Genomic DNA, 20,444 nt, shown 5'->3' on the forward strand with positions numbered 1-20,444 from the left:
TCTCGTGGTTAAAAAATTTACATGCACTGCCGATTGCTGCCAATGCTTGCTCGCAAGAAAGTTGTAAGCACTCAACGCAATATTGGCAACAACTGATTTGGAAAAAGGAACTGCATGAACTCGTCTCAAGACTTTAACCAGTTGTATCGTGATGTTTCCGAAAACATGACCTCCGCAATGGCGGATCTCGCGGATTTAAAGGTTGATAACAAAGAAGGACAGGAACGGCTCTTCAGCATTAACAATAAGCTTCGTGAGATTCAGGCAGGCTTCGATGAAGAGCTGGAGTTTCTGGAAGAAAACGCAGAATGGGAAAAATTCACCATGGCGTTTTTTGGGGAAACAAATGCTGGGAAAAGTACCATTATTGAATCGCTGCGAATTTTGTTTAATGAAGAATCGCGCCAGAACCTTTTAGATGAGGGGCAGGGAGATCTGGAGAAGTTTTCAGAAGAGGTTGAACTTCATGCGGACAAGGTAAAAACGCAACTCAGTCAATTTTATCACCTCTATACAGCCGAGATTATGTCAATCCGGCATGAAGCCACCCAGCTTGCAGATATTCTCCGTCAAGAAGCTGATGCTCGTTTAAGGTTGGAAGAAAAGAGTGCCGTAGTAGAGGCGGATATTCTGCGCAAAGAAGTTAAGGCACGCTTGGAGTTAGAAAAGGAAAAAGCCGCAAAAGAGGCCGATATTTTGCGCAAAGAAGTCGATTCTCGTTTGAAGTTGGAAGAAGAGAGAATCGCAGCAGAAGAAGATATCCTGCGTAAAGAATCCAAAGCCCGCGTACAAGTAGTGGAAAATCAGGCATCAGCGAAGTTTATGCGTAAATTGACTTTTGTGGGTTTGGCGGCAGCGGGAACAGGCGCCGGTGTGGCAGCTCTGTCTTTTATGTTGTTAGGGGGCTAAATGAAAAACTCTGACAACCAGCAACTGTTCGATGACAGTTTACCGGCACTTACTCGTTCTCTGGTCAACCAAGCACGCCTGAAAGCATTGGCGGGAAAAGTTGACGGATTAATCATTGGCACGGGAGAAGCAGATTTTACAAAAGGCAATGTAACCTATCCGCTTCGTTATGAAAATAAGACGTTTCAGCTTGTAGACGTGCCTGGTATTGAGGGCGATGAAGCAAAGTATGTAGATTCAGTTCAAAAGGCGATAGCAAAAGCCCATCTGGTATTTTATGTAAACGGCACCAACAAGAAACCCGAAAAAGCCACCGCCGAGAAAATCCGTTCGTACCTTCGCCGTGGCAGTCATGTCTGTCCTTTGGTGAATGTGAGGGGAAGTGCCGACAATTACGAATTTGAAGATGACCGGGAGTCACTGCTTCAGAAAGGTGCCGATGGCACGCTGGAACAAACCGAAAAGGTTCTTGCGTCTGCTTTGGGTAAGCACGTTCTGTTGCCCGGGCACTGTGTTCAGGGACTGATGGGTTTTTCTTCACTCGCTTATAACCCGCATACAGAATCCACAACTATCCATCCCTCAAGGGACTCGTCACTTGTTCGCCAGCAGCGTAATTATCTGAAGCATTTTAATACTTCTTCAGAGATGTATCAGTTCAGTCAGATGGAATCTGTTGCGAATGTACTAAAAAGTAAACTTTCGACTTTTCGGGAAGATATCGTTGAGAGTAATAAGGCTAAAGTTAGAGAATTACTGGGCCGGAACATCAAAGAGCTTTCACAGGCTGTTGAATCCCATAATTCGTTTATTTGTGATACTGACCCTGAGTTTCAAAAATGCAGGGCGGCAGTTGAGGAAGCTGTGGCCAGTTTTGAGAGGATTTCGCTATCTGCACGGCGGAATATTATCAACAAGCTGTTTAATGGTCTTATGGAGGACAGCGACAGAATTGTTGATAGATATTTTGGTGAGGCCGATGACATTAAAAAAGGAATAGGTGAGGCCTTTGACCGACTCCGTGGCAGGGCCGAGGCAGAGCTGGAGAGCAATCTTGAGAAGAATATCGAAACGCTGCACGGTCAGTTGGAGCAAGCTATGAAGCGGCTCCTGGAAGATGTGGTACGCGTCGAGTTTGAGCAGCAGATTCAATCTGTTAAATCGGATGGCTGGGGCCTTGGGCACTCAGACGCAAAGGGCTGGGATCTGGGGCTTGGGGACTTTGGCTCTATTGCTTTCCAGATAGGCAGCTACGCGACAACGGGAGCTCTTCTCGGCACTCCCTTCGGGCCGCCGCTTGGAAACATTATCGGCGGCGCTGTGGGCGCTGCGGTGGGCGCAATCATTGCAATGGTTAATTTATTTATGAGTAAAGCCAAGCGCATCAGGAAATCCCAGAGTGAGGTGCGCAAAAAAGTAGAGAAAGTGCGGGATCAGAAACTTGCTGAGATTGACAAAGAGGTTGTTGAACTGATGACTGTTGTCCGGCAGGAAGTAAACGAAGGCTTTTTACGCAAAGTGGACGAGCTTGAGAAAAACCTGAAAGCGCCGGTAAAAATACTCGAAAAACAAATCGAAATAATGGACGAACTTAAAGACAAGATAGAGAGGATGCCATATGGAACAACTGAAGCAGCTTGAAAATGAGAAACAGAACACTATTGGCATGTTGGGGGCGCTCAGGGAGATTCTGCAAGAACTTCAGGCCATCGGAATGGATGTACAGCTCGACCTTAAAAAAATCGACGCTGCCGTGTCTTCCGTTGAAGATGACGTATTGCGCATAGCGTTGCTTGGTGCGTTCTCCGACGGAAAAACCAGTGTTGTTGCCGCTTGGCTTGGGAAGGTAATGGCGGACATGAACATTGATATGGACGAGTCTTCTGACAAGCTAGCCATTTATACGCCGGAAGGGCTCCCTGATAAGTGCGAAATTATTGACACTCCAGGCTTGTTTGGCGACAAGCACAAGGAAGTTGATGGTGAAAAGGTCATGTATGAAGACCTAACTCGTCAGTACATATCGGAAGCACACCTTATTCTATATGTTGTAGACGCAACAAACCCACTGAAGGAGAGCCACAACGCCGTTGTTAAATGGATACTGAAAGATCTGAATAAGCTGGATTCTATAGTTTTTATTATCAATAAGATGGATGAAGTTACTGATCTTTCAGATAAGCAGGCGTTTGACGAACAGGCAGCCATCAAAATCGATACACTGAAAAAGAAGCTTCAACGAGCTGCCGGCCTAAATGAAGAGGCACTATCTCGCCTCAGTATTGTGTGTATGGCCTCGAATCCTAATGGCCGAGGTTTGCCTTTCTGGTTTACGAAGCCGGATGTGTATAAAGCCAGGTCGCGAATCGATGACTTAAAAAGTGCTACTGCCAACATTCTCGATAATAACTTGCGCGAAACTATGATCGCAAAAACAGGACTGGATGTTGTTGCTGATTTGGTGAGCCAGCGTGTGACTTATGCTGAATCGCAGTTGGCCGAACTGGATGTGTTCGCCCAGCAGCGCGAGCAGGAGTCCAGCCGTATTCACGATGATATCAGGCAGGGACGACGAGACGTTAAAAGACTGGCAGGCGAGTTGTTTCGTGAGCTCCAGAGTGTTGAAAGTCAGTTAATGGGAAGGCTTCGTCCTTTGTCGCTGGAAGATCTACGGCCCTTTCTGGAAGATGAGATTGGCTACGGCGAACAGGGTGTGGGCTACAAACTCGGCACCAGAATAAAGACCATCGTTGATTCTTACTGTGGCGAAACTGCTGAGGTAACGGCCCGGCTATCACGAGAAATTAGTAGTCAGTGGGATTCGAGTGAAAGCTTTCTGAGTTCCATCTCGGGCGACGCTTTAAGTATGACCAGCAAAGCTTTCGGTCAACTATCCAAGGTTGATCCGAATACGATTAAGTCGACGATTTTTGCTGCCAGAGATGTGTTGGGGAGTATGACGGGCCATGTGTATAAGTTCAAACCCTGGCAGGCAAGTAAGCTAGCCGGCAATGTAACCAAGTGGGCGGGGCCTGTTGGTGCGGCAATCACTCTCGGTTCGGATCTTTATGGGGTATATAAAAGCCACGAACTAGAAGCCGAATTGCAGGCAACGAAGAGTGATATTGGCGAGATGGTAAAAAACGCGTTTAAAGATCTTTATGATGTGATTTCAGACGATCAGAAGTTGTTCGACTTTTTTGCACCGCAGCTGAAAGAATTTGAAAACCTGATGCTGGATCTTGACGGGCAGGCTAAGGAAATTCGACATAATCAGGAAAATATCAACACCATTCAATTGAAGCTGAAATCATTGTCTATATGCGGCTAATCGGACGAGTAAAATCATGAACTGGAGTAAATTGTGAAAAAAGTACTATCACTGACTGTTGCTATAGCCCTTACCGGTTGTGCGATTCAAACCCCACAAATGAAGGACGTTGAACCCAGCGTAACGGAGGAGCTGCAGCGTGCAGCCCAGCTTGATGCACAAGAGGCTGCCGCACCGGAACAGCTCGCGCTGAAGCGTAAAATCGCGGTTGGCCGTCTTTCCAACGAAACGAACTATGGTCGCAGCCTGCTACGCCAGAATGCTGAGGATCAGCTAGGCGGAAAGGTGACCGATATGTTTCTCCAGGCGCTGACCAATAGCGATAGCTTCCTGGTATTTGAACGCCCTGATATCTCCTTGCTGCAGAAAGAGGCGAGTCTTTCGGGCCAGAATGTAGATATCGTTGGTGTGGATACTCTGGTTATCGGTTCCCTTACCCAATTTGGCCGTGCCACCACGGGCGAACGTGGCTTTCTGTCGTCTTCGAAAAAACAGGAGGCAACGGCAACCGTCGATATTCGTTTGGTAGATGTTAAAACCGGCCGGGTATTCGAGTCGGTGACCGGCTCTGGTTCTTCTTCAACCGAATCTGCCCGCACTTTTGGATTCGGCTCCGCTGCGGGTTATGACGGCAGTTTGAATGACCAGGCGATTGCTGCAGCGGTAACCGCGGCCGTCGACAAGATGACCCGACTATTTATGGACAAGCCCTGGACGGCGGATCTTTTGGCTCAGGAAGACGGCATGGTGTTTATCAGTGGCGGTGAAAGTCAGGGTGTTAAGCCCAGTATGGTGTTTGATGTGGAAACCAGAGGCCGCGAAGTGAAATCCCAGACTACCGGCACAACGATTAGCTTGCCCGGTAAGAAAGTGGCTGAAATTAACGTGGTCAGTTTGTTTGGCGAAGACGTCCTAAACCAAGGTGCGGCGACAATGGTTACCAGTGGGTCTCTTGAAGGCTACAAATTGAACGAACTCCAAGTTAAGGAGCAAAAGTAATGAGATTTTTGATTGTATCGATGTTTGCGTTAATGCTCTCAGCTTGTGTTCAAACACCTACCCAAAATACTCAGGTGGTTGATGACCGGCCGGGTTTGGCTTTTGAACTTTCATCCTCCGCGGCTGAGGGCTATGAGCTGAAGGTGGACGGTGTCTCTTATGGTCGTGTTGGGCAGTACCTTGCCGGTGAAAACCGCCTACGCATTATCGATGGCAGCCACTTAGTGGAACTGGAAAACAACGGCGATGTGGTGTTCACACAGAAAGTTTACCTTGGCGCTGGCAGCAATCGGATTTTGAAGGTGGGCAACTATGAATAAGCGTTTAATACCGGTGGCTTTGGTTGTTTTATTAGCGACAGGTTGCGCAACAGGAAACAAACAACTGTATGACTGGGGCGATTATGAGCAAACGCTGTTTGTGGTTTATCACGAGCCTGAATATAAAGAGCAGGCACTGAACAACTATTTGACCTTTGTTCGGGAACACAACGGTCAGGGGACCCTTGCCCCCGGCCTGTATGCCGAAGCGGGTACTTTTCTGCTTGAGCAGGGCGATGTAAACGGGGCCGTTGATTTCTATAAAATGGAGTACGAGCGTTGGCCAGAAAGCCGGCCTATGCTCGGTATCCTTATTGAGAACCTGGAGGCGCAGTAATGAATAAGTTGAACCTAGCATTACTTTTGCTCATTTCGATAGTGGCCTCTGGTTGTGCTACCACTAAGAGCGATCCTACCCGGTTAAATGCCTTTCATGATGCCCAGCCAACATCCATTTTGGTGGTCCCACCAATGAATGAGGGGACAGATATTCAAGCAACCACCTCGGTTCTGGCAACTTTGCCTTACTTCCTCGGTGAGAAAGGCTTCTATGTTTTCCCGGTAAACACGGTGAAAACCTTGCTGGAGTTTGAAGGGTATTACGAGCCTGCCGAAGTCCATGCTGCTCCGCCAGAGCAACTGGCCAATCTATTTAAAGCCGACACCATTCTGTACGTAACTATCCATGAGTGGACATCCAAGTATGTAGTTTTCGCTACTGTTACCCAAGTGGATTTTGGCTACAAGCTCGTTTCTGCTGATGGGGCGTTGCTCTGGGAAGAACGATTGCAAGCAGAGTATTCGCCTAACAATAACAGCGGCGGTGGTCTTATCGGCTTGATTGTAGATGCGGTAGAAGCGGCGGTAGAAAGAGCCAATCCCACCTATATTCCGTTGACCAAAACGGTACATGCTCGGGCTTTGGTAACGCCCGTTGGTAATAGCGGCAACCAGGGCATTCCGCTGGGTCCCTACCACCCGGGCTACGATGAGTACTACCAGCGTGTTGTTGCGGAGAGCGGAACAGACGGAAAATCTGAATGAGAGTAGCTTCCCCCACGTAGGGACTCCGTGGGGGAAGCTACCAGAAAAGCTGAGAGCACAGCGTTGGGTAGTGGCGTTTGGATTATTTTACCAAGGAGATAGGAATGTCTAAGATCGAAAATACTTCAAGCGCAATGGAGCAAAAAGGATTCTTTTCAAAGTTGATGAGTGGTGATTTTGGCCTGGCAAAAACCTACTGGCTCTATGGTTTTTTGGTTGGGTTAATCATTAATGTTGTCACTCGGATCATTCCCTCTTTAGGTGCTGTTGCGATAATACTGGCACTGACAATTCCATACCAAGTGATGGTTTTGCTGGGCGTATGGCGGGCGGCCGACCGGTATCAGGGAAGGACGGCATGGGCGATTTTGGCAAAAATTGCGACGGTGCTTGGTTGGTTGGGGGTGCTGGGAAGTCTCGGCGTTTTCATTGAAGTTCTTGGCTACCTGTAAGTGTTGGCGGGCATGAAGTTTCTCGGGTTCGTACTGATAATCAGCCTGTTTGCTTTTTCACCAGCAAGTGCGATGGAGATAAACAATCGCAATAGCCGTAGCTTGGGCGAGGTTTACGGATTTGTTATTGCCCAAGGTGCGTCGCTTGAAGCCATCGCAAAAAAATATCCGGAATTAGCCCGCGAGGCTTTACTAGCTGATCTCAATTTTGAGCGAACCTTTGGCGATGTTGAGTCGCGTTTACAGACTATGTTCAGTAGCGTTTTGGGAAACGAGGAAACGACCAAGCTGAGGCTACAGCTTCTAAATCAAAATGCGCAGCGGCTTCAGGAAAACCCGATCACCAAAGACATTGCGTTGGTATTTTTGGAGGAGGACCGTAACCGGGCAAAAAGTGATGACCACGCTCACCGCCAGGCACTGGTAGAAACCGACGTACTGGTTACCCAAACGCTCGGCCTTCCTTTGCAGGAACTGCTTACCATCTACCGCGTGCAGATCCCCGTAATGCGCCAATACAAAGCCCCAGTCTTACGCCCGGATCGGGAGGAGGATTATCGGGTGGCTTGGGAAGTGTTTGCGAGATGAAGTTATGACATCTAAGCGTCCAATATTATCTGCCAAAGTGTGGGAGGAGTGTTTACAGCACCACTACCTCCGAACGGATGGACCAATGGGGAACACACCTTTAGATTCGTTGGATGCAACGCCGTCGGAGTTAAGGTCTGCGGTCGGCCTTGAGGATCTGTCTGACGAAGGAATCCTTCAGGAATTCATGGCGATTTTTTCGCGAGAAACTGTGAAAAAGATTTTGGGCTCTGAGGTATCTGAGCGGGCAGGCCTCTTCGCTTTTCGGCATTTTCATTTTCTCGTTTTAACATGTGTCGTCTGCGCGACTACAACCGACGCCGGCGATTCAGGTAATTTCCGCGAGAGATTGGGTGTTTTACTTGATGATGGTCGTGGTCAGACACAGCAAGTTCACGGTATTAATTCCCTTTGGCGCTCACTTGCCAAATGGGTCGACAGTGAAATAAAAAAAGGTGAACCACTCAGGCAGATTATTCTGCCCAATCCTGGCGCAATGACCCAGATCGGGCATGCTGTCCGGCTCGCACACCCATCACGAAATGACCGAACTCAGTTGAAAAGCGTCTTGAAAAGAGCGTCGGAGCGCGCTCTGGAAAACCGCTATGTCCTTTTGCAATTTTTACGTGGCGAAAGCGCATGGCTTCCACAGCGAATGCAAAGTGATCTGCACGAACTGGAAACACTCTATCAACGCAACGGCTCCTTTGATCAACATTCGTTTTGGCGGCTGATAGAAAATGTGTTGGCAGAGCTGTCGCAAGTTGAACCTGCAAGAGCCTCTTTACTTTGGTGCTTGTCTCTCGTTTTCAGCGGCTGGAACGGCGACGAAATTGATACTTCGCTGGCGCGCGGAAGTCATCGGTCCCAGTTAGATTTTTCATATTGGTCTGGCAGTTTTGAAGAACTGCTGAGTTACTTAAAAGTGCCTCTTCAGGTCAGAGACCTGTTGAAGTCCGGCGTTGTGATTTTACATGAAGTGCCCGGCGGCCGGTGGGTTCAAGACGACCGAAAAGTACCTGCAGATTGTAAAGCCATAGTGCTCTCACGCCGCGATGAAATAATTGCCGATAGTCGGTTTGCTTTGGTGGCTGGAAAAGGCTGGAAAGTATCTGAGCCGATGACGCTAGCAGAGGCCTTGGAGCTGACCGGAGGAGAAGGAGTCGCACATAAAGAACCTGCACAACCCAGCGTCCAACTTGAGGGTGGCGTGTCGCTTGGCCGCGGGAAATGGCTTAACCGAGATGGTTTATTGCCGTATTTAAGATTGAATGATTGTCGTCAGCTCACAATTATTCCGGAGATAGCCCTCAAATATGAGGCTGGTATCGCTGTAATGCAGGGTTCTTTGCTAACCGATGGTCGCCGGCGAATTAATGCTCTATCTAGAGAGTCGTCCACTTTTACGACATCGTTTCAGTTAATTCGTAATACCCCGTTGGCAACTCGTTGGGCGACAAGGTCCGAGCGTCATGAGCCGCCTAAGGAAGTTCTTTTTGAAGATGGGCCATTTCTGTCAAATGGTCGACGGCCATTTAACGCAGGCTCTTATCCGAATCGCTTTTCTGACATTCTTGAAGCTATATACTCGCGTGCTGGATCACCAAGGCCGGAGGGGGAGATCGTTCAGCTTTTAAAACGAGTAATACCTGGCGCTTTATCTCCTTGGGACATTTTACGCTCGTTGGAGGAAGCTGGCTGGGTCGAACAAGATCTGAACCGGCAATGGCGAGGACGTTTTTGGCGGGTGAAACCGCCGAGTATTGTCTATACGGGTGATGACATTGCCTTAGTAGAGGGCGCGCTGGGTAGTGCTGAGCTCGACCTGCTGACGGTTGAAGCAACAAAAGTTTCAGTTGAGCTATTAATAAACGCCGAAAAACCTTGGGCCGCACCAGTTATTGGGCTAACTGGTGATCGCATTCCCGAGGTTGCCAAAAATCTTGGTTACAGGATTTATCAAGCAAAAACCCCGAAACTTCGCCCGGCGCCAGCGTGCTGGCCGACGGAAAAGCGTACAGAGCGAGGTCGAGAATGTGTAGGTTTTTGGCATTCCACACTAAGAAAGTTTGTACCGGGTGGTTCAAATAGCGCACTTAATTGGGCGCTCTCACGCTTTGTCCGAGATGATGATCGTGATCTTTACGTTATCAAAAGAAAAAACGACACCTTTTTCGCTTCTCAGCGAATTGTTGCGCTCCTTGAACATTCTCGTCTTTCGAGAAAGCCACAGTTTGACTGGGCCGATTCCATTCTTTGCAGCAAAGGCCCAGGAATTCATCTTCCATTACCCGTTGCGCAATGGCTAAGGCGAGCGTCTTTTACACAAACAGGCCCTGCAATGTTAGAACCTGACCGGGCGGGCTACTTGTACGGTGTTAGTCCCAGCCAGGTGAACGTTTTGACGAAGGTATTTGGTGGAGTCATCGCTGTGCAAGGGATTCAGCGACAAAGGCAGACTGCAGCATCGCTTTCTATGCAGCGTCGCAGGGGAGAGCAATTGAGTATTTACAAGCATGGAGGTGTAGGTTTTTATGGCTGACTTATTTTATCTCGGCTACTCGGATTATCTTCCCAGGTCTCATACGAGACTTACCTGTGTAGCAAAGTCTGTTGCAGGAAAGTGGCAGCGAAGTGGGGATTTGACAGCAGAACTGCCACCGGTTGGTAAAGTCTTTGCTGTCTCTTTGCCGTGGATACAGTTAAACCAGCCCGTGGCAATTACGACCGCGCAGAACCGGATATCTGTTACTGATGAAGATAAAGACCGGTTGATTGTTGATCAAGCAACACGTTTGCGGCAGGTTGTTGATTTTAGAAAAAGAGGAATAGAGGCGGCCAGAGCTGCGTTGCTTGAAGAGGGGGTGGTCCGGGTGGCTCCTTATTCGAGTGAGCTCATTATGGCTATCTCAGATACTCAGTGCGCTGTTGTTGTTCTTTCCGAGCATCCGGTGTCTGGACGTTTGGTAGCGCCCTCGGGTGCGATAAAACTTTTCGGATTAAATCCGGAAGTTTTTGAAGGTGATCAATTTGATGACCAGTTTCTGGAGGTTCCAAGAGTAACTGTTGGTGAGTTTCAAGAAGAGATTCATTGGCAAATGGACCAAGATCTGCTCGATACAGCGTTAAAGCGTCTGAAGAAATTTGACGAGGAAGGGCCTTCCAGGAGTGAGCGAGAGAGAATTATATCCCTTTTAATTCGGGCTGTGGCCATCGCCAGCGAGAATCCTGACTGGCACTCACTCAAAGACTGGCTCGAAAGCTATGTTAGCCGCGTCCAGAGTCCCCTTAACTCTGCTGAGGAAATTGCAACGGCGCTTTCGAAGTTGGCGCCAGTACGGGATGAGCTTGATCTGATACGAGAGCATGCATTTGAGACACTTCGAAACGAGCTTGAGCCCGTTGTTCGAGCTGAAATAGAGAGCGATTTAAGTGAGCTTTACGATAAATGGGATCGTGTAGAAGGCGAGTTAGAAGCGGAAAAAAGTAAGCTGGATGAAACACTCCACGAGCAAAAAAATGCTTCAAAAACGCTAACCGAGCTGCAGTCTCAGATCTTCGCTGAAATTGGTTTGTTAAACGGTGTTCTAGGTGACGCCAGTGAGCCAGATAGTCAGGATTTTGAAAATCTGGTTGAACGATTTAAACACGCGTTAGGCTCATCTGGGGCTCTAATTCAACCTGTTAACCAGAGCCTTCCCCCTTGGGCGCGTGTTGACCATTCTGTCGCGCCGCAGACGATAGTGTTCAGTGAATTCATTGAACGTCTTTCGGCCGATACCAGAAGGATTGGCTTAGGCGCAGACGACCTCTCTGCAATGGACATAGCACTAAGATCAGGTGCTATTACTATTCTTCCACAGGCTGCAGCAGAAATTTTGGTTCCGGCCTACGCGATTGCGGCGACCGGTGGTGAATTTGTCCGACAACCGCTTGGGCCAAGTATTTTAAGCTTGGATGATTTGTGGAACGATCCGGTTCGAGGGGTTTTAACCGCGTTTGCTCATGGATGGAGCGCCGCTCTTAAAAACAGTGAGCGTTTCTACCTTGTATGGCTTGATGGTTTGCAGCGGACGCCAATGGATGTGTGGTTGCCAAGCTTGGCTGGGGTGCTCGCCAGTCAAGGTCGGCCGCAAAACTTGCTTTTGGTTGCAAGCCTTGATGCTCCGCTTCTTGACCGTGATCGCGTTTGTTCGAATCTGCATAAAATTGCTATTCCGCTTGCTCCGGTTCTGACGGAGCTCAGACCTGGGAACTTTCTTACCAGTATTAACAACGCAACTCCCAAGGGTACGTTCCTTCGTGCTAACCAGCTAATCGCAATAAATAGCGCTGAATTTCTTGACTATCTTGACGACGTCCAAGAAAAGGAAGAAGGCTGCATGTCTCTCGGAGCGGGGTTATATAAAGCAGCGAGCGCTTATATAAATGAAAGTCGTTCGACAGGTGAAGTGTTGAAACGAACCAGAGTGCCATTTAGTAGCGGGCACAATTGGTTAAAAGCCCTTTTTGAGAGTTAACGAGGTGTTGCGGTGATAGACCCCATAGGTGCGCATAAAGATATTCAGGAGCTTTATCTTTCTTACCTGGATACGGTGTATCGAATCAGGCGCGATGATCTGCGGCAAGAACGAATGAAGCTACTGTCTCAGCCAGGTACGTTAATGCCTGAGCCATTCCTTGAGCCTGTTGTGCGTTATCGCCCCTCCAAGCAGCCTTTGGAGTGCCTGCTTGCTGATGAGTCTGATGATAATCCGCTGTCACGCTTTTCAAGGGAGGAGCGCCGAGCCATTATCGAGATGACCCTTTCAGGTTTGTTTCCTGGTAAAACAACAGACGGTGAGCTGAGACGAAAAAGCTTATTTAAACCCTATCAACACCAAGTAGATATGCTTCGCCGGGGCTTAATGCCCGGGCACCCCGGCATAGTGACTTCGGGTACGGGTTCTGGGAAAACAGAATCCTTTTTGCTCCCCATACTCGCTGAAATTACAGCAGAGGCAACTCGCTGGCCGGCACCTGGCCTAGGTTACCTTGATACTCGTTGGTGGAAAGATGGTGGTGATTTTTCTCGGCATAGAAAAGAGGAGTCGCTTTCGCGCCCTAAGGCCGTAAGAGCATTGCTGCTTTATCCAATGAACGCACTGGTTGAAGACCAGATGGTTCGGTTGCGTAAGATGCTTGATTCGCCTGAAGCAGAATCAGTTCTGAATCAGCGAGCCAACGGTAATCGAATATTTTTCGGCCGGTACACCAGTGCCAGTCCAGTGCCAGGCTATGTGACACATCCTAGGCGAGTAGATCAGCAAGAAAAAAAACGCAGTAAAAAACGACTGGAGCGAGCGCGTGCCGCGCTTTGTGGTTTGGCCGAAGACCAAGAGAAGGCCCGTCGGTTCGATGCAGCCACGGGCGAGTCTGCAGATCCGACTCGCTACCTCTTTCCGTCACCGGAAGGTGCCGAACTAATAAGTCGGTGGGATATGCAGGCGACACCGCCTGATCTTTTAGTAACAAACATTTCGATGTTGAATGCGATGCTCTCACGCGAAGTGGATGCGCCAATCTTTGAGCAGACGCGGCAATGGCTAGAGACTGATCCCGATGCTTATTTCTTTCTAGTTCTTGATGAGCTTCATTTAATACGCGGTTCTACTGGCTCTGAAGTCGCTTCTTTGATTCGCATTTTGATTAACCGACTTGGGTTAGATCGCCCCGAACTCTGCCATAAGTTGCGAATTCTAGCTTCTAGCGCCTCACTGCCAATTGAAGGCGATGAAAGGTCAGCAAGCTTGCAGTATCTGTACGACTTTTTTGGCCCTTTTGGAACTTTTACAAGTGTTTCAAGTAAAGGTGCTAGCAGTCCAGATGAATGGGCGGCTTCAGTGGTGACGGGAGAGGTGTCTTTGCCTGATCCTTTGATTACGGGGCAGCTGATATCAAGCCCCTTTGAAGCGTTAACCAGACATTTGAGTCCATTAGATGAATATATTGGCAAGGTTAATTGCGAACCCGGAAACGACCCGGAACTTGATCGACTGCTTGCTGTTTGTGGTGAAGCCCTAGGGTTACCGCCCAATGCATCATTGACGAATGTTGTAGATGAGTCGGCAGCATTGCTCACTTATGGGTGTGCTGATGAGAATGGTGATATCAAAGCTCGACCTTTATCGCAGTTGGCTCGGAAAATCTTTGGTTCCCCTGACGCGATAAATTCAGTGAGAGGTTTGACTCTGATCAGAGGGCTTGGGGATAACATCGGGGCTGAAAGTATCGCTTTTCGTGAGCATCTTTTTTTGCGAAGTCTTGAGGGGTTATTCGCGACTCCCCTGATGACAGGGCAAGGGCTGCAATACGCTGGATTAACGATCGAGCCTGGCACCAGTCATTTTGAAACGCCGCAGGGGACGCAACGGCTTTTTGAACTTTTTCATTGTGAAGGTTGCCATTCAGAGTTTATCGGTGGTTTGAAGGGCAATGGTGCCCAGGGTGGGCCAAACCCACCAATAGAAGTTCTTCCTCAAACTCAAGACCTTGAGAAGCTTCCCGAGTCTGGGGTAGGCCGCAATTTTGAAGATCTGAGTCACGAAGAATTTGTTCTTTTTTGGCCTTATGATAAAGAACCTAGAAAAGGAGACAATGACGCCGAAAGCTGGGTGCCCATGTGGCTTGATGCCAGAAATGGGCAATTGCGCCGTAGCACTAAGGTTCCTGAGAGCATGGGTTCCATAAGTGGCTGCGTTTTTTCAATCATAAGCGGTGGCAAAAGAGATACGAGGGCGCCGAAAACTGCAGCTCCAAACTGCTGCCCGGCCTGTGGTGCAGACTATTTTAGGCGGAGTGAACAATATCGACGTTCCCCAATCCGAAGCTTCAGAACTGGGTTTGCCAAAACCTCCCAGCTTTTGGCTACCGAGGTTCTTGAACTTTTAAAACGTTCAGGCAACGCTCCCAAAGCGATTGCGTTCTCTGATAGCCGGCAAGATGCAGCTAAAACTGCTATCGATATAGAGAGGCATCATCACAATGACACCCGGCGGAAGGTGTTGGTGGATGCTTTACAAAAGGCGGCCCAACCGGCGGAGGATCTCTCGACCCTGCGAAAGCGTCAACAAACCGCAGAGGATGGCGGTGACTATGAACTTGCGGACGAGTTAACTGATCGAATAAGACAGGTCAGAAAACAAGGGGCCTCCGATCGCATTCCGCTGGGAAATGTACTTGAGTTTTCGGACTTTAGTGCGTCTATGAGTGGGGCAAAGACCCATCCGCTGCTATACGGAATGATCAATATCGGTGTTCACCCGACAGATGAAACCGGAGTGGAGCAAATAGCCGGTGCTGATGGAAACCGGGTTAAATTTGACTGGCCTGAACTCTTCAAAAGACAGGGAGATTCTATTTATTGGAATACAGATCTTGATTCACTTGATATCAACGCAGCCCGCGTGGAGGTGGCCAAAGCCCAGAGAACGCTCGTTGAGGATGTGTTGTTTTCTCGGAACTATTTTGCATTGGAAGAGACTGGGCTAGGTTATCCCTGCGTCGAAATCGGTGATGGAACAGAAGTCGAGGCAGAGGAACTTGATGCGTTTCTTCGCGTTCTAGCAGATAGTTACCGAGTGCTGGCCAACAAATGGGTGCGCGAGGACGACATCAAAGAATGGGTTGACGGATATTCCGTAAGCAGTCGTCGCCTCAAGGAATTTATGAAGGCGTCGGGGGTCGACGCTTCCACCATGACTGGGGTGTTAGAAAAACTCGAAAAGCTGGGGCATAAAGGAGGGATTATTCGGCTCGAACGGTTGCGTGTCCGCCTGGTTAAGCCTGACGCACCTGCGTTTGAATGTGGAACCTGTGGTAGAGCGCACTTGCATCGGGGAACCGGCGTTTGTACCCGTTGCCATGATGGTCTGCCTGAAACGCCAAATCTGACGGCTGGCGACTTACAACGCCGGAATTATATTGCTTTGCGATTGGATAAAGCGCTTTCTGATGAACAGCCTTCATTCAGACTTCGATGCGAAGAGTTAACGGGTCAGACCAGTTCCCCTGCTGATCGTTTGCGTCGCTTTAAGGGAATATTCTTGGATGAGGAAGTTGGAAGCCTTAAACGGCTTGCTGAAGAGATAGACCTGCTCTCCGTCACCACAACAATGGAGGTGGGTATTGATATTGGTTCACTTCAGGCCGTTTACCAAGCAAACATGCCTCCGCAAAGATTTAATTATCAGCAGCGTGTTGGTCGAGCGGGGCGCCGTAAACAAGCTTTTTCTTTGGCCATGACACTTTGTCGTGGGCGAAGCCACGATATGCACTACTTTCGCCACCCAGAGGCGATTACTGGCGACGCACCACCTCCACCATTCCTTACTCAAGATCATTTGGATATCAGCTTGCGTCTAGCACGTAAAGCTCTTTTAACAAGCGCTTTTTCTTTCTTGCGCTATGAAGATGGAGCTGATTTCCCAGGTGATCAGGCGCCGCCGGACATTCACGGTGAGTATCTTCCGGCAAGCGTATTTTATGAAAAGAGCAGTAGCTGGCCGGCGCGCTTAAACACAGCATTATTGCGAACGACACACTTGGCCGCCGAGATTTGTCGTGCTTTGGGCGCAGGTATACCGGGAAGAAGCGAAGCTTTGGCCGCGCTTATGCAGCCTAAACTCGTTATCAAAGACATTATGGCTCTCGGTGTGGAAGGAGCACGCAGGGATATCGGTTTGGCTCAGTTTCTCGCAGAAAGTGGTTTGTTACCTATGTTCGGTATGCCAACGAGAGTTCGGCCGATGTACCTTGGTCTTAAACCCTCCGGGCAGAAGAGCGTGGAGTGGGACTTGATCGATAGAGAGATTGACATCGCAATTTATGAATTTGCGCCCGGTCAGGTTGTAGTTCGCGATAAGCGACTTCATGAGAGTATCGGTTTCACAGATCAGCTGGGTTTTGTCCAGCCGTCAAAAGGCGGCTCCAGGGTTGTACCTCCGCCTAGTGAGAATTGGTGGACAGAAAAAGCAGGGTTTGCCGACTGTCCAAATTGCGGTGCTTTGAACCGAACAGACGATGTCGAACAAAAAATTCTGAGTTGCGATGATTGTGGCAAGGACATTCCTGTTGAAAATGTTGAAGAGTATTTCTCGCCAGCAGCGTTCCGGACTGACTTCGTGCCAAGAACTTCTGATGGAACTGAACCACCAAGAAGTATGATAAGGCGTGAAACTAGCTCAATCATAAAGCCGATGAAAACAACCACTGTCAGTGACACTAATCTTTCTGTTGCTAGTGGGACCGAGGCTTATGTAATCAGGCGAAATCGCGGCGCGATTTCAGTGGGTGGTGAGCCTGAGAGTTACAATATTATTAAACGGACACAGCACCGAGTGTACGCGCCGGTGCGAGGATTCAAACCCGTTGCTGAGTTACCCAATCAAGCTATTTTGGCTGATAAAGCGGCAAGTCGCGAACGCTGGATTGAGCAGCCGGGAGGGCCGGGCGCAGAGCACGTCAAGCTTTTTTCTAGTAAGCGAACTGACGCAGTTAGCATAGGTATGCTAAGCATTGCCAACGGGCTTTCAATGGACCGCATTGGGCCAAGGCGGCAGTCAGGGACCAGCCTGAGAGCCGCTGCATTAAGCGCAACTCACATGCTCGTGCAAAGAGCGTCTTTGGCTATGGATATTGCACCCGAAGAGTTTGAGCCGCTTGAACCAAGATTACGCAATGGGAAACCATATTTACAGATCGCGGACACGTTGGTTAACGGTGCAGGATTTTGTCGTCGTTTGGCTAAAGTAGATAGTGGGTCCGAACCGTTAGTTGTTGAGTTAATCCGTTCCATGCTTGACAACCCTGCGGACGCGATGACGGGAGCCTTTATTGAGAAAAATCATCGGGCCGAATGTGTCCGAGCTTGTTACCGATGTATGCAACGCTATGGCAATAGGGGGTACCACGGTCTGCTGGATTGGCGTCTCGGCATGGGTTTCCTGCGAGCCCTTGTCGATCCAGCATATCGGGCGGGTCTGGATGGGGACTTTCAGGGTTATCCAGAGCTAAAAGATTGGCATAACCAAGCAAAAATAGCGGCCGAGAATATTCGACGGCTGAATCCGGATCATTGCACTGTGGTGTCGATCGGCCATATTGGCTTGCCTACAGTAATCGACACTAGTAACCCAGAGTCGCACGCGGCGTTTGTGGTTGTTCATCCATTCTGGGATATAAATGCGAGAGCGTTAGAGTTGAAAGCGGCCGTAAATGAGTTAGATGATTCTGTAGCGTTGTATTTTGTAGATACGTTTGAGGCTAGTCGTCGGTTGATGAGTGCTATGCAGTTTGCAAGAGTGCGTGGCGATGCTAATCGGAGCTAAATTAGATATCAGAAAGGCAATATCCGGATTATAAAAAAAGACGTTTAGGTATTATGTCAATCGGTTTTCTGTTTATGCTTGAGTTTTTTATAGATAAAACGTCTTTTTATAGGGTTTTACAGACTAAGCCGACGCTGTATTACGACGGCCTTTGACTCCGTGATGATGGGATAGACTGCGCCGAATCCATCACGAACTTATCAAATAGCATTCACGCAACGCGAGGGATAATGGGTTTTTTTAGCAATTTGAAAACTGCAACCAGCGAGTCAATTAAAGCTGTCAATCACGGCGCTGAATTATTTTCGGAGGCTGCTTCGAGTTTAGAAAGAGCTACCGACATCTGGGTGATTGAGTCGAAAATAAGTCGCTTGGAAGACGATATTGATAGGGCGTTGTTAGGCGAATACTGTCGTTATGAATTGGAAGGAATGACCGAAGAGCTCGACGAGCTGTATCAGGAATTTTCAGAAAAAGCGGATTCCGGTGATATTGTCAGATTACGAGAACGGAGAGCACGACTCTATTCGCGAGTGCATCAAGTGCAGATGAATTCTCTTGCCGATGACATCCATAAAACTCAGGCCGCCTTGCAACATCGTACTTTTTTGATGCCGGTTGACTATAAAAGAGAGCTGGAGTGGTTGAAGTCTGAGGTAGAGAATTTGCTGGGGATGCTGCCAGCTAGTAAGCAGGGTATGAAACAAAAATACGAGCAGCAGCAGAAACAGCTAGCGGCAGACATACAGCGCCTTGAGGCCCAGCGCTATACAGAAGAGTTCGATTACTACCTTAGTGGCAGCAAAAAATCCGTTCTCCGCCGGCGCGACAGCAAGCTCAATGGCGACTCAGAGGAATGGTATGAAAACGGCATGCGCAAGCAACTTGCCCAGTTTTCCAACGGTAAATGTGATGGTCAATTTTTTTGTTGGCGAGATGACGGCTCTTTGATAGTTCAGGCGATTAAAAACCGATCAACGGGCGAGCGTATTCAGACTATTTACTTGGAAAATGGGACGATTGTGTGCGTTGTCAGGTTTGAAAGTTCAAAAAATGGACAGATGAAGATTTGGCTTTGGAATGGAGTCTATCTCGGGAAAGCATGTATTAATCACGGGTCTGTTGAACGTGGTGGTTTTTTATTTCAGATGCTGTTCCGGCCGTTAGTTTGGATGTCAGTATTCAAAGCTTGGAAATATAAGGCAGACCGAGATGGGCTAGAAAATCTAGTAGAAGCTACCCGCCATTGGGAGGCGTCGATAAACGTAATAGATCGGATGCAAGATATAGATAAAAATCCGAAAATTTTTTAAATTGAAAGACCATTGATATGAAGAATTTCGGATTCGTTCTGATAATCACGTTGCTGGCTTTTTCATCAGCAAGCGCCATAGAAATCAACAATCGCAATAGCCGTAGCTTGGGCGAGGTTTACGGCTTTGTTATTGCCCAAAATGCGTCCCTTGACGCCATCTTAATAAAATATCCGGAATTGGCCCGCGATGTCTTACTCACTGGTCTAGATTTTGAGCGAACTTTTGGCGATGTTGAATCGCGTTTACAGCCTATGTTCAGTAGCATTTTGGGGAAAGAGGAAGCGGCCGGGCTGAAGCTAAAGCTTCTAGCTCAAAATGCGAAGTGGCTTCAGGAAAATCCGATCACCAAAGACATTGCGTTGGTGTTTTTGGAGGAGGTTCGTAACCGGGCAAAAGGCGAGATTCACAGCCCAGTGCTTGAATACCTTTTGGCGCTGAGGTTTTCTGACAACCCCGCAAAAGAGCTAATAGAAGGGTTTCGGCAATCCTTCAAAACCGACGGCAGCGGAAAATCTCAAGGCCTTGTGCTGAATCTACAGCTACCGCGTTCTTGGAAAGAGAAAGAAGCGTCACGGCCTCACATTGTTCGGAAGTGGCAAAGTGAGGGCGGAACAGGCCCTGGCTTGATTATGTTAATGGTGCGCGACACTGCGGGTGAAACTCCTAGCCGAACAGATATTGCGGGTTGGATGCAGCCGGGTGAAATTGAGACCTTGGTTCCAGACGGTGGTGTGCTGCGAGACCACGGTTTGGTGATGATTGAAAATCAACCGGGTTACTTTATGGATTTTGAGATGCTCAATCAAAGAGCAGGTGCGGTGGTATTTCAGATAATGCGTCAGTACTCGGTGTTTTATCGCGGCAAGATGGTTAGCATTCATTGCGCCGCTGGCGCTCTGGAATCTCAACACATAAACGTGGATGAAGAGTTCCAGCGCATCAAACCACTGTGTCAGCAGGTTGTAAATACCCTGGTAATACCAGAGCTTTATACGCCAGCGCCATATAATGTCGCCCCACAGGCGGGAGAGCGGCAAAACGCTATTTGAGCTTTCCATTTAAAAAACTATTTCTACAATTCGCGTCGCCAGGAAGGTTGCGCTCATCACCGAAGGATT

14 protein-coding genes are annotated in these 20,444 nt (G+C 48.6%); all 14 read left to right on the top strand.

Annotated features, from left to right (window positions below; genetic code table 11):
* The first annotated feature begins 114 nt into the window (after window positions 1-114).
* On the top strand, window positions 115-909 hold the full coding sequence (locus tag ATG98_RS17320) for an AAA family ATPase (protein WP_098423952.1): 795 nt from the start codon (window positions 115-117) through the stop codon (window positions 907-909).
* The gene (locus tag ATG98_RS17325; RefSeq protein WP_218925890.1) at window positions 910-2,550 is read left to right on the top strand and encodes a hypothetical protein; all 1,641 of its coding nucleotides are present in this window, start codon (window positions 910-912) and stop codon (window positions 2,548-2,550) included.
* On the top strand, window positions 2,528-4,240 hold the full coding sequence (locus ATG98_RS17330) for a LeoA/HP0731 family dynamin-like GTPase (protein ID WP_098423953.1): 1,713 nt from the start codon (window positions 2,528-2,530) through the stop codon (window positions 4,238-4,240). Before ATG98_RS17325 ends, ATG98_RS17330 begins: the two co-directional genes overlap by 23 nt.
* Window positions 4,241-4,273: 33 nt before the next feature.
* Complete coding sequence (locus ATG98_RS17335; RefSeq protein ID WP_098423954.1) at window positions 4,274-5,239, top strand: CsgG/HfaB family protein; 966 nt, start codon at window positions 4,274-4,276, stop codon at window positions 5,237-5,239.
* Window positions 5,239-5,559: a hypothetical protein gene (locus ATG98_RS17340; RefSeq protein WP_098423955.1), complete on the top strand. Its 321-nt coding sequence runs from the start codon at window positions 5,239-5,241 to the stop codon at window positions 5,557-5,559. The genes ATG98_RS17335 and ATG98_RS17340 overlap by 1 nt, the downstream gene beginning before the upstream one ends.
* Entirely contained in the window at window positions 5,552-5,896 is a 345-nt protein-coding gene (locus tag ATG98_RS17345; RefSeq protein WP_098423956.1) for a DUF4810 domain-containing protein, read from the top strand. Before ATG98_RS17340 ends, ATG98_RS17345 begins: the two co-directional genes overlap by 8 nt.
* Complete coding sequence (locus ATG98_RS17350) at window positions 5,896-6,603, top strand: DUF799 domain-containing protein (protein ID WP_098423957.1); 708 nt, start codon at window positions 5,896-5,898, stop codon at window positions 6,601-6,603. Before ATG98_RS17345 ends, ATG98_RS17350 begins: the two co-directional genes overlap by 1 nt.
* Before the next feature lie 104 nt (window positions 6,604-6,707).
* On the top strand, window positions 6,708-7,055 hold the full coding sequence (locus tag ATG98_RS17355; RefSeq protein ID WP_098423958.1) for a hypothetical protein: 348 nt from the start codon (window positions 6,708-6,710) through the stop codon (window positions 7,053-7,055).
* A 72-nt stretch (window positions 7,056-7,127) separates the two neighbouring features.
* Window positions 7,128-7,643 (top strand): hypothetical protein, encoded by a 516-nt coding sequence (locus ATG98_RS17360; RefSeq protein WP_143751491.1) that lies wholly within the window; start codon window positions 7,128-7,130, stop codon window positions 7,641-7,643.
* Window positions 7,644-7,728: 85 nt separating this feature from the next.
* Complete coding sequence (locus ATG98_RS17365; RefSeq protein ID WP_098423960.1) at window positions 7,729-10,185, top strand: hypothetical protein; 2,457 nt, start codon at window positions 7,729-7,731, stop codon at window positions 10,183-10,185.
* Window positions 10,178-12,163, top strand: a complete 1,986-nt coding sequence (locus ATG98_RS17370; RefSeq protein WP_098423961.1) for a hypothetical protein — start codon at window positions 10,178-10,180, stop codon at window positions 12,161-12,163. Before ATG98_RS17365 ends, ATG98_RS17370 begins: the two co-directional genes overlap by 8 nt.
* Window positions 12,164-12,175: 12 nt before the next feature.
* Window positions 12,176-18,010, top strand: coding sequence for a DEAD/DEAH box helicase (locus ATG98_RS17375; RefSeq protein WP_098423962.1), 5,835 nt, complete (start codon window positions 12,176-12,178; stop codon window positions 18,008-18,010).
* Window positions 18,011-18,240: 230 nt separating this feature from the next.
* The gene (locus ATG98_RS17380) at window positions 18,241-19,323 is read left to right on the top strand and encodes a toxin-antitoxin system YwqK family antitoxin (RefSeq protein WP_098423963.1); all 1,083 of its coding nucleotides are present in this window, start codon (window positions 18,241-18,243) and stop codon (window positions 19,321-19,323) included.
* A 107-nt stretch (window positions 19,324-19,430) separates the two neighbouring features.
* Window positions 19,431-20,375, top strand: coding sequence for a hypothetical protein (locus ATG98_RS17385; RefSeq protein ID WP_143751493.1), 945 nt, complete (start codon window positions 19,431-19,433; stop codon window positions 20,373-20,375).
* Window positions 20,376-20,444: the final 69 nt, after the last annotated feature.

It is taken from the genome of Marinobacter sp. LV10R520-4, assembly GCF_002563815.1.
GTDB lineage: Bacteria > Pseudomonadota > Gammaproteobacteria > Pseudomonadales > Oleiphilaceae > Marinobacter.